The following is a 12,921-nucleotide window of genomic DNA, read 5'->3' on the forward strand; positions in this document are numbered from 1 at the left end:
CTTGCCAATCCTTGATTTTTCCCATGAACATCTCCGTTTTAGACCGTTTTTTGAAGTATGTCTCCGTGGGTTCCCAGTCGGACGCGGATTCCTCCACCGTGCCGTCCACCCCCGGCCAGACGGAGCTGGCCCGTCTGTTGGCCGGGGAGCTGAAGGACATGGGAGCGCAGGAGGAACTGGATGAGGATTCCGGCATTGTTTACGCCTCCATTCCTTCCAACGTGGAAGGGAATGTTCCCGTCATCGGCTGGGTGGCCCATGTGGATACGGCTCCGGGAGTCTCCGGCAGCGGCGTAAACCCCCGCATCATACGCTCGTACGACGGCGGGGACATCCAGCTCAACCCGGAGCAGGGAATAGTGCTTTCCCCCGCCGTTTTTCCCGAGCTGGCGGATTATTTGGGTCAGGACCTGGTCGTGACGGACGGAACTACCCTGCTTGGCGCGGACGACAAGGCCGGTGTGGCGGAAATCATGGATATGGCCGCCTCCTTCCTGCTGAACCCTGAACGGCCTCACGGCGAGATACGGATTGCCTTCACGCCGGATGAGGAAATAGGGCGCGGGACGGATGCCTTTGACGTGGCGCGGTTTGGCGCGGATTTCGCCTATACCGTGGACGGAGGCGCCCTGGGGGAAATTGAATACGAAAATTTCAATGCGGCTTCCGCGGTGGTGACGGTGCAGGGCTCTTCCATTCATCCCGGAAGCGCCAAGGGCAGGATGTTGAATGCCTGCCTGGTTCTCATGGAATTCCAGGGCATGCTGCCCGCGTTCCAGAATCCCGCTTTCACGGAAGGATACGAGGGCTTTTATCATCTGGATTCTCTCCGGGGAGACGTGGAACAGGCGGTTGCGGAGTACCTCGTCAGGGATCATGACAGGGCGGCGTTTGAGCGCAAGAAGGGGTTCATGCAGGAATGCGCGGCCCTGCTGAACCGTAAATACGGAGAGGGGACAATAAAGGTGGAAATTACGGATTCCTATTACAACATGAAGGAGAAGATACTCCCGCACATGCACCTGGTGGAACATGCCCGCAGGGCCATGGAAGCCGTGGGAGTGAGGCCGGAAATCATCCCTGTGCGCGGTGGCACGGACGGAGCACGCCTCTCTTTCATGGGGCTGCCGTGTCCCAACCTGTGCGCCGGAGGCCACAACTTCCATGGAAAGTATGAATACGTCCCTGTCCGTTCTCTGGAAAAAATTTCCGCCATCCTTCAGGAAATCGTTTCCGGTTATGCCCGGTACGGCCTGGAGCCGCCGCCGGGGGAGTGAGGGAACATGGCGATAAGCGGAAATGTTGCGATTCCGGCATTCGGCAATAAAAATTTTTGCCTGTTCCTGAAACTTTTATTGGGAGGGAGGCGCAATACTGAATCAAGTTCATAAAAGGAATGGCTTTGAATTCCCCGGCGCCCCTAATCCGTGAAGCTGTGGGAAAGTGCTTGCTTTTTTTCCTTCCGTCATGATCATGGCGGCTTACCGTTGTTGATAACCCCCCGCATAGACATATTTTGATATGAGCGTGATTCCCAATGTCCTGGCTGAAAGGTACGCCTCCGCCGCCATGAAATCCATCTGGTCCGCAGAGGGCCGCATCATTCTGGAACGCGAATTCTGGATTGCCGTGATGAAAGCCCAGAAGGATCTGGGGCTGGATATTCCGGACGGAGTCATTGAGGCCTATGAACGGGTGAAAGACCAGGTAAACCTTCCTTCCATTGACGCGCGTGAACGCGTGACGCGCCACGATGTGAAGGCGCGCATAGAAGAATTCTGCGAACTGGCCGGATGCGAGCATATCCACAAGGGCATGACCTCCCGGGACCTGACGGAAAATGTGGAACAGCTCCAGATCTGGAAATCCATGCAGATCATCCGGGACAAGGCCGTGGCCGTGTTGAACCGCATGAGCGCCCTGGCCGAACAATGGAAGCACGTGACCATTGCCGGACGCACGCACAATGTAGCCGCACAGACCACGACCATGGGCAAGCGCGTCGCCATGTTCGGGGAAGACATCGTGCACGGCCTGGGGACATGGATTTCCCTCATGGATCGTTACAGCGTACGCGGGCTGAAGGGCGCCGTTGGAACCCAGCTTGACCAGCTTTCCCTCTTCGGACAGGATGCCGGCCGCGTGCTGGAATTGGAAAACCGCGTGTGCGCCCACCTGGGCATTCCCGCCAAGTGGATGAATGTGGGGCAGGTATATCCGCGTTCTCTGGACTTTTCCGTAGTTTCCGGACTGGTGGAACTCACCTCCGGCTGCTCCTCCTTTGCCAAGACCCTGCGCCTGATGGCCGGCCATGAACTGGCCACGGAGGGGTTCGCCAAGGGACAGACTGGCTCCAGCGCCATGCCGCACAAGATGAACGCCCGCTCCTGCGAGCGCGTCAACGGCTTCCATGTCATCTTGAAGGGTTTCCTGATGATGATTTCCGGGCTGGCCGGGGATCAGTGGAATGAGGGGGACGTTTCCTGCTCCGTGGTGCGCCGCGTAGTCATGCCTGATTCCTTTTACGCTGCGGATGGCCTATTTGAAACCTTCCTGACCGTTCTGAACCAGATGGGCGTGTATGAAGCCGTGGTGGCTGCGGAATTGCGCCGCTATCTTCCTTTCCTGATGACAACCACCATCCTGATGGAGGCCGTCAAGCGCGGCATTGGCCGGGAAACCGCCCATGAGGTGATCAAGGAACATGCCGTGGCCGTCTCCAATGACCTGCGGGCCGGAAAAATCACGGAAAACAATTTGCTGGACCGTCTGGCGGAAGACGGGCGCCTGGGAATAGACCGGGCGGATCTTCAGCGCATCTTTGATTCCAATTCCTCCGCTACGGGCATGGCTGACGCCCAGGTGGAAGCATTCCGCTCCATGGTGAAGGAAGTGACGGACAGATTCCCGGACGGAGCGGGTTATCAGCCCGGGGATATCCTGTAAAAAGAACCTCGGAAAGAAGCCGGAACTTCCGGCGCACGCGTTTTTTCCAGACGCCGCCCCTTCGGACGGCGTCTGTATTTTTTATGCCGGCTGCATACATGTTTTTTCAATTTCTTTACGTCAGGAGAGCTTGACGAATCAGAAGGATGCCAGTAAGCTTGGATTCAGTAAACGGGCGCGTACGTTGCATGCGCCTTTGCAAGCAACCCCCTGTTAAACAATTTTCAATATGGAAAACCAGCATCTCAGCCTTTTGGACCGTGTGTACACCGTTCTCAGAAAGAGAGGGGAAGAAACGGAATGGATCACTTCTGCTGATGACCACAACATTAAGACGGGCATCGCATTCGTTCCCTGTGATACGTTCACCCCGGTGAGCCTCCTGTACACCATGATTGAACGTCCGGAGACGCTGGTCATTGACGTGCTTTTTGCCGCCAAGGTCCCTGAAGCCCGCCGTGTGGAAGTCAGCATTATCCTCAGCGAACTGAATGCGGACCAGACTGCCGGTGCCTTTCAGCTGGACCCCAACAGCGGGTACGTTTATTACCGCCAGTCCTTCGTTCTGGAAGGCATGGACCTCTCGGAAGCCCAGTTTGCCCAGTTGATGAAGAATATTGAAACCGTGGCTGTGGAAACGGCGGAGGCCTATTCCCACATCATGGAGACGGAATATCCCAAATAACGGGACGCGTTTCCCCCGGAACTGTCGATGAGCGAGGCCCCTCAAAAAAAGGGAACATTCTGGTCCATAGGCATCGGCCTGGGGATTGTGGCGCTTTTGACAGGCACGGCTATTGTAACGGATCCTTCCGTCTCATTTTCCTCTTCCGGGAACAGGGGGTGCGCGTCCGCAGGAACGGAGAAACCCCTCCGGCTGCAGACGAACACCCTTTCCATTTCCGCGCCCGGCATTGTAAGGGCCTCCTACCTGACGATGCTTTCTCCCAGCGTTTCCGGAAAGGTGGACAAAGTGCATCCCCTGTTTAACGTGGGGGAAATTGTCCTGAAGGGAACCCCCCTGATGGAATTGGAAAAATTTGAATACCGCGCCCGTCTTGCAAATGCCCAGGCGGAACTGGAACAGGCCCGTCTGGATGTTTCTACGGAGCAGGCGGAAGCCCTGAAAGCCATCAAAAAGACATACAGCTCCGTCTCCAAAAGCGGTGAGGAATCCGAACTGGTGCTCCGGGTGCCGCAGAGAAGAGCCGTAAACGCGAGGCTGAACGCCGCGGAGGCGTATGTGGCGGAAGCGGAACAGGCCCTCCGGGATACGGTGCTGGAAGCTCCCTATACCTGCCAGGTGGTGGAATGCTCTGTGGGCGCCGGTGCCCGCGTAGTCGCCGGGCAGCCGGTGGGGAAAGTAATTCCTCTTCAGGAACGGATGATACGGATTCCCGTTCCTCTGGAAGAATTTTCCGCGTTGCCCAGGGATGAGCAGGGCAAAGTGAATACGGCTCTGACCGCCTCTTGCGTGCTGAATAATGGAAAACGGCTGCAATGGCTGGGCCGCGTTACGGCGGTGGATGCGGCGCTGGATTCCGAAAGCAATTCCGCCGTGCTGATTGCCTCTCTGGAGCCGAATGCCTCCCATGTCTCCGAGTGGCAGGTGGCTCCCGTCAACATGGCCCTTCAAGTGGCCATCAACGTGCAGGTTCCCGTTTCCGCGTGGATTCCCGCTTCCGCCGTCAGGGACGGCAGCTCCATCCAGGTAAAAACGCCGTCAGGAATGCAGGAGCGCAAGGTGCATGTAGTGACGTTGAAAGACGGCAGCGCTCTGGTGACTGTGCCGGAATTCCAGGCTGGGGACGCTCTGATTCTTTAACTCATTTTTTCAAAGGGATATCCTTTCCTACTCATTTTTCCTGCCGCTGGGGAATCTTTTTTCAAAAACTTTCCGTTGGCGGGACAGCACGTCCACAGACTGGGAACCGGTGCTGCTGGAAGAAAAAGTAAGGCATCGGGAAAGCTCGGGAATCCCGGTATGCGGGAGCATGGGAGCTTGCTGAAAGAATGTTTTTAATGAGCTTCCAGCCAGTTGCCGCCCGTCCTGGCTTCCACCAGAATGGGAACGCCGTTGGGCAGGGGCAGCGCGCTGATCATGGCTTCCTCTATCTTGGGAATAAGATCCAATTCATCCCTGTGCAGGTCCACCAGCAATTCATCATGAATTTGGAGGATAAGCCGGGATCTGGTGCCTTTCAGCAATTTGTCCACATGGATCATGGCTATTTTAATCATATCCGCCGCCGTGCCCTGGATGGGGGTGTTGATGGCAGTGCGTTCCGCGGCGGACTTAATGGTCTTGTTGGCGGAGTTGATTTCCGGAATCATTCTCCGGCGCCCCAGCAGCGTTTCCGCGTAACCGGCTTGTTCCGCTTTGTGAACCAGGTCTTCCATGAAGGATTTAACTACGGGGAACTGGGTGAAATAGTTTTCAATCAGAGTGGCGGCTTCTCCGCGGGGGCAGCCCAGCCTCTGGGAAAGACCGAAGGCGGAAATGCCGTAAATAATGCCGAAGTTCACCGTTTTGGCCGCGCGGCGCATAACGGCGTCCACCTGGTCGCGGGGAATGCCGTACACACGGGCGGCCGTTTCCGTATGGATGTCCCGCCCTTCCTTGAATGCTCCGCACATGGCGGGGTCTCCGGAAAGCGCCGCCATGATGCGCAGTTCAATCTGGGAATAATCTGCGGACAGCATGGTGTATTCCTCTGAGGCGGGGACAAAAGCGGTGCGGATCAGGCGCCCCTGTTCCGTCCTTACCGGAATATTCTGAAGATTGGGATCCTGGGAGGCGAGCCTCCCGGTAGCGGTCAGCATCTGGTGGAATTGGGTATGGATGCGTCCGTCACGCGGGCAGATATATTTGGGCAGCGCATCCAGATACGTGCTCTTCAGCTTCATATTCTCCCGGTAGGCCAGGATATCCGCTACAATGGGATGCTGGGGAGCCAGAGCGGAAAGGGTGTCTTCATCCGTCACGAACTGGCCCGTCTTCGTCTTCTTGGGCTTCTTCACCAGCTCCAGTTCTCCGAACAGGAAATCTCCGAGCTGCTTGGGGGAATTCAGGTTCAGGGGATGGCCTGCGGCTTCTTCAATTCTTTCCCGCAGGCCGTCAATGATGGCTCCTACCTTGACGGAAGCCTTTTCCAGGGATTCCGGAAGCACGCGGATGCCGGTGAACTCCATGTCCGCCAGCACGGGAAGCAAGGGCAGTTCCACAGTGCGGAACAGTTTCTCCATGCCGCTTTCCTTGACCTGTCTTTTCAGGATGGAGGAAAGCTGGAGGGTGATATCCGCATCCTCCGCCGAATATTTGCCCATGACCTCCACGGGAATGCCGCTGGTGTCCAGTTCGCGCTTCCTGGCTCCCGGCGCGGCAATGTCCTTCAGTTTAATCGTGGAATATTGCAGCAGATTTTCCGCCAGAATGTCCATTCCGTGCTTCATGCCCGGAGCGATCAGGGCATGAGCCAGCAACGTGTCGAAAAAGGGGCCTTTGACGTGAATGCCGTTGGCTCTCAAAACCTCCAGGTCAAATTTCAGGTGATGCCCTATCTTCTCTGCGGGGCCTTCCAGAAGCGGTTTAACCGCTTCCAGATCCTCCGGGCCGGAGACAGGCATGTACCATGCCTTGTGCGGTTCCGCACAGAAGGCGACGCCCAGCAGATTGTCCGTAAGGGGATTCAGGCCCGTCGTTTCCGTGTCGAAGCACCAGGAATCATGCTTTTCCAGCTCGGCAACCATGGCGGAACGGGCTTCCGCCGTGTCCGCAATAATATACTCGTGCCTGAAATCATCTACTGTTTTCAAATGGCGTTCCTCAAACAAGTCCATTTGGCCGGAACTGCTCTGCCGTGCTCCCGAAACGGGGGCGGAGAGCGCCTCCAACGGAGGCTGTTCCGTCTGCGGGGCGGGAGCAAACAAATCGTCCGCAGGGAGGGGGGATTTTCTGGCCTCCGGCGCTTTTTTCCCGAACAGCTTGGCTTGCATGGAGCGAAACTCCAATTCCTGGAGAAGGGACAGCAGTTCCTCCGGGCTGGGCTCTTTTTTAACCAGGCCAGGCAGGGTCACCGTCAGGGGAACGTTCCGGTCAATGGTGGCCAGTTGTTTGGAAAGAGTTGCCATGGCTCCGTTTTCCTCCACAATCTGCCTGCGCTTCCCTTTCAGCTTATCCGTATTAGACAGCAGGTTTTCCACGGAGCCGAACTCTCCGATCAACAGTTTGGCCGTCTTTTCCCCCACGCCGGGAAGACCCGGAATATTGTCGGAGCTGTCCCCCATCAGGGCCAGAATATCAACTACCTGGTCCGCACGTTCAATGCCCCATTGCTCCTTGAGTTTTTCCAGGTCAATCACTTCGTGGTCATTGCCCCTTTTGCCGGGTTTCCACAGAAAGCAGGTGGAGGAAATAAGCTGGCCCAGATCCTTGTCCTGGGAAACCATGTAGGTCTGGAACCCCTCCGTACCGTCCGCAATGCGCGCCAGCGTGCCTATCGTATCGTCCGCCTCATAACCCTCATAACGCAGAATGGGAATATTCATGGCCTCCAGCAATCTGAAAATCAGGGGCATTTGAAAGCTCAACTCTTCCGGCATGGATTCCCGGTTGGCTTTATAGGCAGGGTAAAGCTTATGGCGCGCCGTAGGAACGGAAGTGTCGAAACAGGCCGCGATATGCGTGGGGAGTTCATGTTCCAGAATGCCCAGCAGCGTATTGGCGAAGCCGTACACGGCGGAAGTATTGACTCCCTTGGAATTGCGGATGGGATTGGAGAAAAAGGCGAAGTGGGCTCTGTAAGCCAGGGCCATTCCATCCAGAATAAAAAGGCGCTTGGAAGGGGAATCAGTCATCTCTGCCTTACTTTACCATGCGGTCCGGCGGGAAGCCACCGTTAAATGCGCCTCCGCATTCTCTGCCGGCCGGGGCAAGGAAAACATCTCTTGAGAGCGCTTGTTGATGCCTCCTGCCTGTGGAGATTTATTCTGTTTTTGAAAAAATCACTGAATCCGGGCCGGAAATTTTCCATTTCCGTTCGTTCTTCTTCAAGGATTGATTTTCCTTACAGGAAACATTATCATACCTCATTTCCATGACTTACACCATCACCCCTTTGATTGCAGAGGATGCCATCTGCGCGCGCGTCAGGGAACTGGCCGCATCCATTGACAGGGCCATGGCAGGGAAACCCTATATTTTATTGCTGCTGCTGAACGGAGCTCTTCCTTTCGCTGCGATGTTGGAGAAGCATTTGAAATCCCGGCCCGTGGTGAAAGCCGTCAAAATTTCCAGTTATGCCGGGATGAAAAATTCCGGCTCCGTGGCGTGGGAGGGAGATTGCGGTGATTTCCAGCCCGATGTGCCCGTTCTGGTGGTAGATGACGTTCTGGATACGGGCGCCACGCTGGATGAAGTTTGCAGGGAATTAAAAAGAAGAGGGGTGAAGGAAGTCCGCACCGCCGTGGCTGTGGACAAGCGTTGTTGTCGGAAAGTACCTTTTGAGGCTGATTACGTGGCCTTTACGCAGGGAAACGACTTCCTGGTGGGTTTTGGAATGGATCTGGACGGGCATCATCGGGAACTCCCGTACATTGGGAAAGTGGTCATGGCTGACACAGTTGAGAATTCAGGTTGAACAACCTGTTGGAAAAAGTGTCCAAAGTAATTGGGGCCGCATAATTATCCGCCGCCCTGCTTAACAAGGGAAACCGGAAAGGAGAACCAGGACATGAAAATCAACAGGGTAAAACAACAGGAAAGCGTGGCCGTTTTCGGTCGTGAAACATCTCTCATACGGGATGTTCTGGACAATCTGGAACTGGAACATGCGCTGACGTGGCTATTGGAGGCCATCAGCCAACACCGGTCCGGAAAAATGGGCGGGGAATCATGGCATCTGTACCAGACCACGCTGTTCGCCGTGTATGTGGACTATGGCAACGGTAAGGTGCGTCTGTCCGCCGCGCTGGCATGCCACGATGCGGATATGGAAATGTCCTTGAAAGATTTTGTGGAGATATTGAGCCGTGAAGCCGCCAAGGAGGCGGATCCTCTTCATTATACCCCCGGGAGTTCCGGCAAATGCATTCACCGATACCGCAATCCGTATTTGAAACGCAGGCGGCGGGACCGGGAACCGGATATCGGTTTTTATTCCTGAACCGTGTATCCTTTCCTTTCCGAAAGGCTGGATTCTCTATGGAATCCAGCCTTTTTCGCTATTTCTGAAAGAGGCTTCCCATAGATAGACATGGGAAAAAATACGGTTTTTACGCTGACGGGAACGGCGGTAAACATGCGGCAGATGATATTTCCCGGAAATGACGGGTATTCGGGCGGCAGTTAAGAAATGCGATCCGTTCGGATAAATGGAAGATAAAGCCATGAATGTATGGGATAAATTGTATGAAGAAGGTCAACAGGACGGGACGTATTTCCCCATTTATCAACGCAGGAGCGTATTTGATACAGCCTCTCCGCTCGGAATGTGTGCAGAAAGAAATGCTGTTTGGCCTGTAAGCAATAAATGCAAATATGGGAAAAATGCTTAATTTAATTCATTCTCAAGTATTTTCTCTAAGTGAGGCTTGCGAAGGTTAATAAGCTGTTTTTCGGAAATATTCCGTCTACAAAACCAATAAAAATAGTGCTTTTTCAGAACAATCATCCAGAATGAGGCAGTCATGACCGTCTCCCCCACGTCCGGTAAAGAAATTCACCCCCGTTTGCCCTGGGTGGAGATTGCTCGGTTGCTGGCGACGCTTGTGGTCATCATGCAGCACGTTCCTTCCGTGGCGTTTCCTCCCAACCAATGGCTGATTGGTCCTGCGCTGGCGACGTTTTTCCTGCTGGCGGGTTATTTTTCCGCCTCCGGCCTTGGGGATCAGGGCTCCGGAACGTGGACGGCACGCCGCCTGATGGTTTTGCTGCGGCCCTATCTTTTCTGGTGCGCGGCCTATTGGCTGGCGGTCGGCATGCCTCTTGACCCCAATGCGCTCATTTCCGTGTTTGGGCTGGGAGCATGTCCCATGCTGACCCCGATGTGGTTTCTGAGAGACTTGATGATTTTTACCCTGGCTGCTTTTTTGTTCTCCCGTTTCCGTCCAGCTCTTTACGCCCTTGGCCTGTTCTGCCTGTTTCTGCACCGGTGGGATGACTCTCTGGCGTGGCCCAGCCCGTACATGTTCGGGGATTTTACGCTCGGCGTTATGCTGGCGTCCGCCGCCCCAGGCTGTCTGAACCGCTGGGGCAACATGCCCCTTGCCGTGCACACTTCCATTCTTTTAGCTTCTGCGGCCCTTGTATGGGCAAGCTGTGCAGACTCTTTCCTGATTCCGGACGGCTCTTATTCCGGATTGCTTGTTCTGGCCTTTCTCAGCTTCGGGATTATTGTGAAAGCCGTCAGCCCCGGCTGGTCGGAAAGGCTGTCCCTGTGGGCGTCCGGCAGCTTCTTCGTGTATTGTTCCCACATTTTCGTGCTGATCGTCCTGATAGGCGTAGAGAACTGTTTTCCCTCCCCATGGCCTGCCTGGTTGTGGTGGTGCCTGGTGCCTGCGGTTTATATGATGGCGCGGAGCGTTTACGTGTTTCTCAAGCGATATTTTCCCCGCTCTCTCGTCCTGATGACCGGGGGAAAATGACCTCTGGAATGATGGGACGGAACATGAAAAGGTCCGCGGGGAGAGAGTTCCATATTTACTTTGATGGCACCAGAGAGACGTCATCCTGTTTCTCTCTCCCGGGTTTGGCATAGCAGCTTGGGTCGGCAATCCAGCGGTCTCCGGCTTTTTTCACCGGAATGAAGCTGACTCCCCATGACTGGAATTCTCCCGTATACGGCTGTTCAATCAGGATTTTGTTTTCTCCGGCCTTTACCTGAAAGGAAACGGGAGGACGCGCCCACCAGAATTCTTCATTGTCAAAGGGTATTTCATTGGCAGGGGAATTCCAGGTGTGCTTTTCATAACGCCTCTGTCCCGCCAGCCTGCAGGTCTGGGGATTGTTCACTTCTTTTCCGTTCACCCATATTCTGGTTTCGCATTGGGACCATTCCCCGGCGGACGGAACCCCGGAACAGCGTCGCGTGGAACGGGCCGGCGCGTCAAATCCTGTCATGGCGTACATGGTCCCGGGCCTGGCCGCATAAAAAGTCGTTTCCGCCCAGGCTGTATTTCCCGGCTTGGTCTTGGAAAATAGGCCTTCCGCCCCTGCACGGGTACGGAAATACAAGTTGCCTCCCCGGGCTCGGATGGGGTTCAGCCCTGCGGGAGATTTCCCTGCCAGCAGGCCGTTCCTTACTTCTTCCTGCCTGTCCTTCGGAACGGGACCGAATACGGTCCATTCCACAAAAGAATCCCGCCAATAGGGGAAGGGCCTGTTTCCGGCCAGGGCTTCCATACGCTTCTCGAACAGGGAAAAGGCCTGATAGGCCTCCGTATCTTTTTCAGGTAGTTTTCCGGCAAAGCGGGAACCATCCGCCGGCAACCCCTTCCAGCTGCGTTCCGCCATGGCGAACATGGCCGGCCACTGAGGGCTCTGAATGGGAATATTCTTTTTGTCCCCCACCCGGGTATCCGGCCACAGGCACTGAATGACTCCCAAAGAATGTTCGTCGCTCTTCACCGTTCCGCAGGGTTGGCGGAAGAAATTCCTGCGCACCAGAATGCCGGGGTCAAAGGAATTGACGTACCCTGCTGTGGAATCGAAATAGGGATTCTTCTGCCTGGCTGGATCCGGCAGACCTACGGAATTTTCGTCATTCCACAGCTGGGCATAACTGTCTCCGGACACAGGCAGGTCATTGTTGCCCGCCCATTGGATGGGCTGGCGTCCCAGGGATTTGACCTTGGCCGCCATCCGGTCCGCAAACTGCTTCCCGTTGGGGATGTGGATTTCATCAGCTCCAATGTGCAGGTAAGGAGACATTTCCACAGGAATTTCCCTGCAAAATTCTTCCAGCAGTTCTTCCAGAATCTTCATGCCCCTGGGGTCGTGCATCGGAAAGCCGAAGCAGTTTCTGAAATAAGTGCTGTGTCCAGGCATATCAATTTCCGGGATGATCTGGACGTGACGCGCCCTGGCATAGCGGAACAGGTCCCGGATCTGCTCGTAGGTGTAGGTGTCATTGACATCCCGGTTCTTGATCCGCTTGGAGGGATCATTCAAGACAGGATATTTTTTGCTCTGGATGCGCCATGCGGGATAGTCCGTCAGGTGCCAGTGGAAAGCATTCAGTTTCAGCCGCGCCATTTCGTCAATATCCGACTTGAGCGTTTCAATAGGCCGGAAATTGCGGCCTACGTCGTGCATGAAGCCGCGAATGGCGAATGCCGGGCTGTCCTTGATGTCGCAGCACGGGTAATTTCCCTTGGCTCCCAGCTGATCCAGCGTCCTGCGGGCATAGAAAACGCCCGAATCCGTAGCTGCCTTGATCAGGATCCCTCCGGGGCGAATCTGGAGTTCATAGCCTTCTTTTCCCAGCGATTGGGCCAGGGCAGGGTCCTTGTTAACGGAAACGGGTGCTTTTTTGGGGCATGTCCCTCTTTTCCAGTCCACCTGGGACGGAAAGGGAATGAGAGGAACCGGCGCGTCTTTTTCCTGCTGGAGGGAGTGGGGGGAAGTCCAATCTCCGTAGGAAGAAGGAAAACAAAGAGTCAGGCTTGACGTCAGCAGAAGGGCAGGGAGAGTAAATCGCATGTGATAACTATTACACTTAAATAAAAAACTCTCTTTCGTCAAATTTTTAATGTCGCGGCACACTGTTTTTCTATCTCCTCACCTTTTTCTTTCTTCTGGAGATCCAGACTTCCGCTCCGGTTGGAAAATAGAAATCAAGCCGTCACGAAGGGAATTCCGCTTTATCTGGAATAGTAATTACAGAATTTCCAAGCCTCTAAAAAACGCTATCGCAAAAAAACTGACAATTTTTCTTTTTCCTCCTTTTCATATGGGGGAAAATTATGGGGAAGGAT

Annotated in this window: 10 protein-coding genes; 7 read left to right on the forward strand and 3 right to left on the reverse strand. The window is 54.9% G+C overall.

The annotated features are described in order from the left end of the window. Positions 1–23: 23 nt before the first annotated feature. From pepT to CI070_RS04785, 4 genes are all read left to right on the forward strand, one after another. Positions 24–1,277 (forward strand): peptidase T, encoded by a 1,254-nt coding sequence (gene pepT, locus CI070_RS04770; protein ID WP_094137125.1) that lies wholly within the window; start codon positions 24–26, stop codon positions 1,275–1,277. 244 nt (positions 1,278–1,521) lie between these two features. Continuing rightward, positions 1,522–2,946: an adenylosuccinate lyase gene (gene purB, locus CI070_RS04775; protein WP_094137032.1), complete on the forward strand. Its 1,425-nt coding sequence runs from the start codon at positions 1,522–1,524 to the stop codon at positions 2,944–2,946. Positions 2,947–3,175: 229 nt separating this feature from the next. After that, a complete protein-coding gene (locus CI070_RS04780) occupies positions 3,176–3,631 on the forward strand; it encodes a YbjN domain-containing protein (protein ID WP_094137033.1) in 456 nt (151 codons plus the stop codon). A 27-nt stretch (positions 3,632–3,658) separates the two neighbouring features. After that, a complete protein-coding gene (locus CI070_RS04785) occupies positions 3,659–4,771 on the forward strand; it encodes an efflux RND transporter periplasmic adaptor subunit (protein WP_094137034.1) in 1,113 nt (370 codons plus the stop codon). A gap of 194 nt (positions 4,772–4,965) precedes the next feature. Here CI070_RS04785 and polA read toward each other — a convergent pair whose 3' ends face one another. Continuing rightward, positions 4,966–7,803, reverse strand: a complete 2,838-nt coding sequence (gene polA / locus CI070_RS04790; protein WP_094137035.1) for a DNA polymerase I — start codon at positions 7,801–7,803, stop codon at positions 4,966–4,968. Between the two features lie 239 nt (positions 7,804–8,042). Here polA and CI070_RS04795 point away from each other — a divergent pair, with 239 nt between their 5' ends. Continuing rightward, complete coding sequence (locus tag CI070_RS04795) at positions 8,043–8,585, forward strand: phosphoribosyltransferase (RefSeq protein ID WP_094137036.1); 543 nt, start codon at positions 8,043–8,045, stop codon at positions 8,583–8,585. Between the two features lie 93 nt (positions 8,586–8,678). Further along, the gene (locus CI070_RS04800; protein ID WP_143245694.1) at positions 8,679–9,110 is read left to right on the forward strand and encodes a hypothetical protein; all 432 of its coding nucleotides are present in this window, start codon (positions 8,679–8,681) and stop codon (positions 9,108–9,110) included. Positions 9,111–9,146: 36 nt separating this feature from the next. On the opposite strand, the gene CI070_RS13495 is transcribed toward CI070_RS04800, so the two are convergent. Then, complete coding sequence (locus CI070_RS13495) at positions 9,147–9,335, reverse strand: hypothetical protein (protein WP_143247146.1); 189 nt, start codon at positions 9,333–9,335, stop codon at positions 9,147–9,149. Between the two features lie 298 nt (positions 9,336–9,633). Between CI070_RS13495 and CI070_RS04810 the strand changes: the two genes are divergently transcribed. Then, positions 9,634–10,590 (forward strand): acyltransferase family protein, encoded by a 957-nt coding sequence (locus tag CI070_RS04810; protein ID WP_094137039.1) that lies wholly within the window; start codon positions 9,634–9,636, stop codon positions 10,588–10,590. Between the two features lie 55 nt (positions 10,591–10,645). Here CI070_RS04810 and CI070_RS04815 read toward each other — a convergent pair whose 3' ends face one another. Further along, positions 10,646–12,646 (reverse strand): family 20 glycosylhydrolase, encoded by a 2,001-nt coding sequence (locus CI070_RS04815; protein WP_094137040.1) that lies wholly within the window; start codon positions 12,644–12,646, stop codon positions 10,646–10,648. Positions 12,647–12,921 lie beyond the last annotated feature (275 nt).

The sequence above is a fragment of the Akkermansia muciniphila genome, from assembly GCF_900184965.1.
Lineage (GTDB): Bacteria > Verrucomicrobiota > Verrucomicrobiia > Verrucomicrobiales > Akkermansiaceae > Akkermansia > Akkermansia muciniphila_A.

What these genes read in the sequence shown, in the direction of transcription:
- pepT (WP_094137125.1), top strand. Translation starts at nt 24, where the DNA reads ATGAACATCTCCGTTTTAGACCGTTTTTTGAAGTATGTCTCCGTGGGT.
- purB (WP_094137032.1), top strand. Translation starts at nt 1,522, where the DNA reads ATGAGCGTGATTCCCAATGTCCTGGCTGAAAGGTACGCCTCCGCCGCC.
- CI070_RS04780 (WP_094137033.1), top strand. Translation starts at nt 3,176, where the DNA reads ATGGAAAACCAGCATCTCAGCCTTTTGGACCGTGTGTACACCGTTCTC.
- CI070_RS04785 (WP_094137034.1), top strand. Translation starts at nt 3,659, where the DNA reads ATGAGCGAGGCCCCTCAAAAAAAGGGAACATTCTGGTCCATAGGCATC.
- polA (WP_094137035.1), bottom strand. Translation starts at nt 7,803, where the DNA reads ATGACTGATTCCCCTTCCAAGCGCCTTTTTATTCTGGATGGAATGGCC.
- CI070_RS04795 (WP_094137036.1), top strand. Translation starts at nt 8,043, where the DNA reads ATGACTTACACCATCACCCCTTTGATTGCAGAGGATGCCATCTGCGCG.
- CI070_RS04800 (WP_143245694.1), top strand. Translation starts at nt 8,679, where the DNA reads ATGAAAATCAACAGGGTAAAACAACAGGAAAGCGTGGCCGTTTTCGGT.
- CI070_RS13495 (WP_143247146.1), bottom strand. Translation starts at nt 9,335, where the DNA reads ATGGCTTTATCTTCCATTTATCCGAACGGATCGCATTTCTTAACTGCC.
- CI070_RS04810 (WP_094137039.1), top strand. Translation starts at nt 9,634, where the DNA reads ATGACCGTCTCCCCCACGTCCGGTAAAGAAATTCACCCCCGTTTGCCC.
- CI070_RS04815 (WP_094137040.1), bottom strand. Translation starts at nt 12,646, where the DNA reads ATGCGATTTACTCTCCCTGCCCTTCTGCTGACGTCAAGCCTGACTCTT.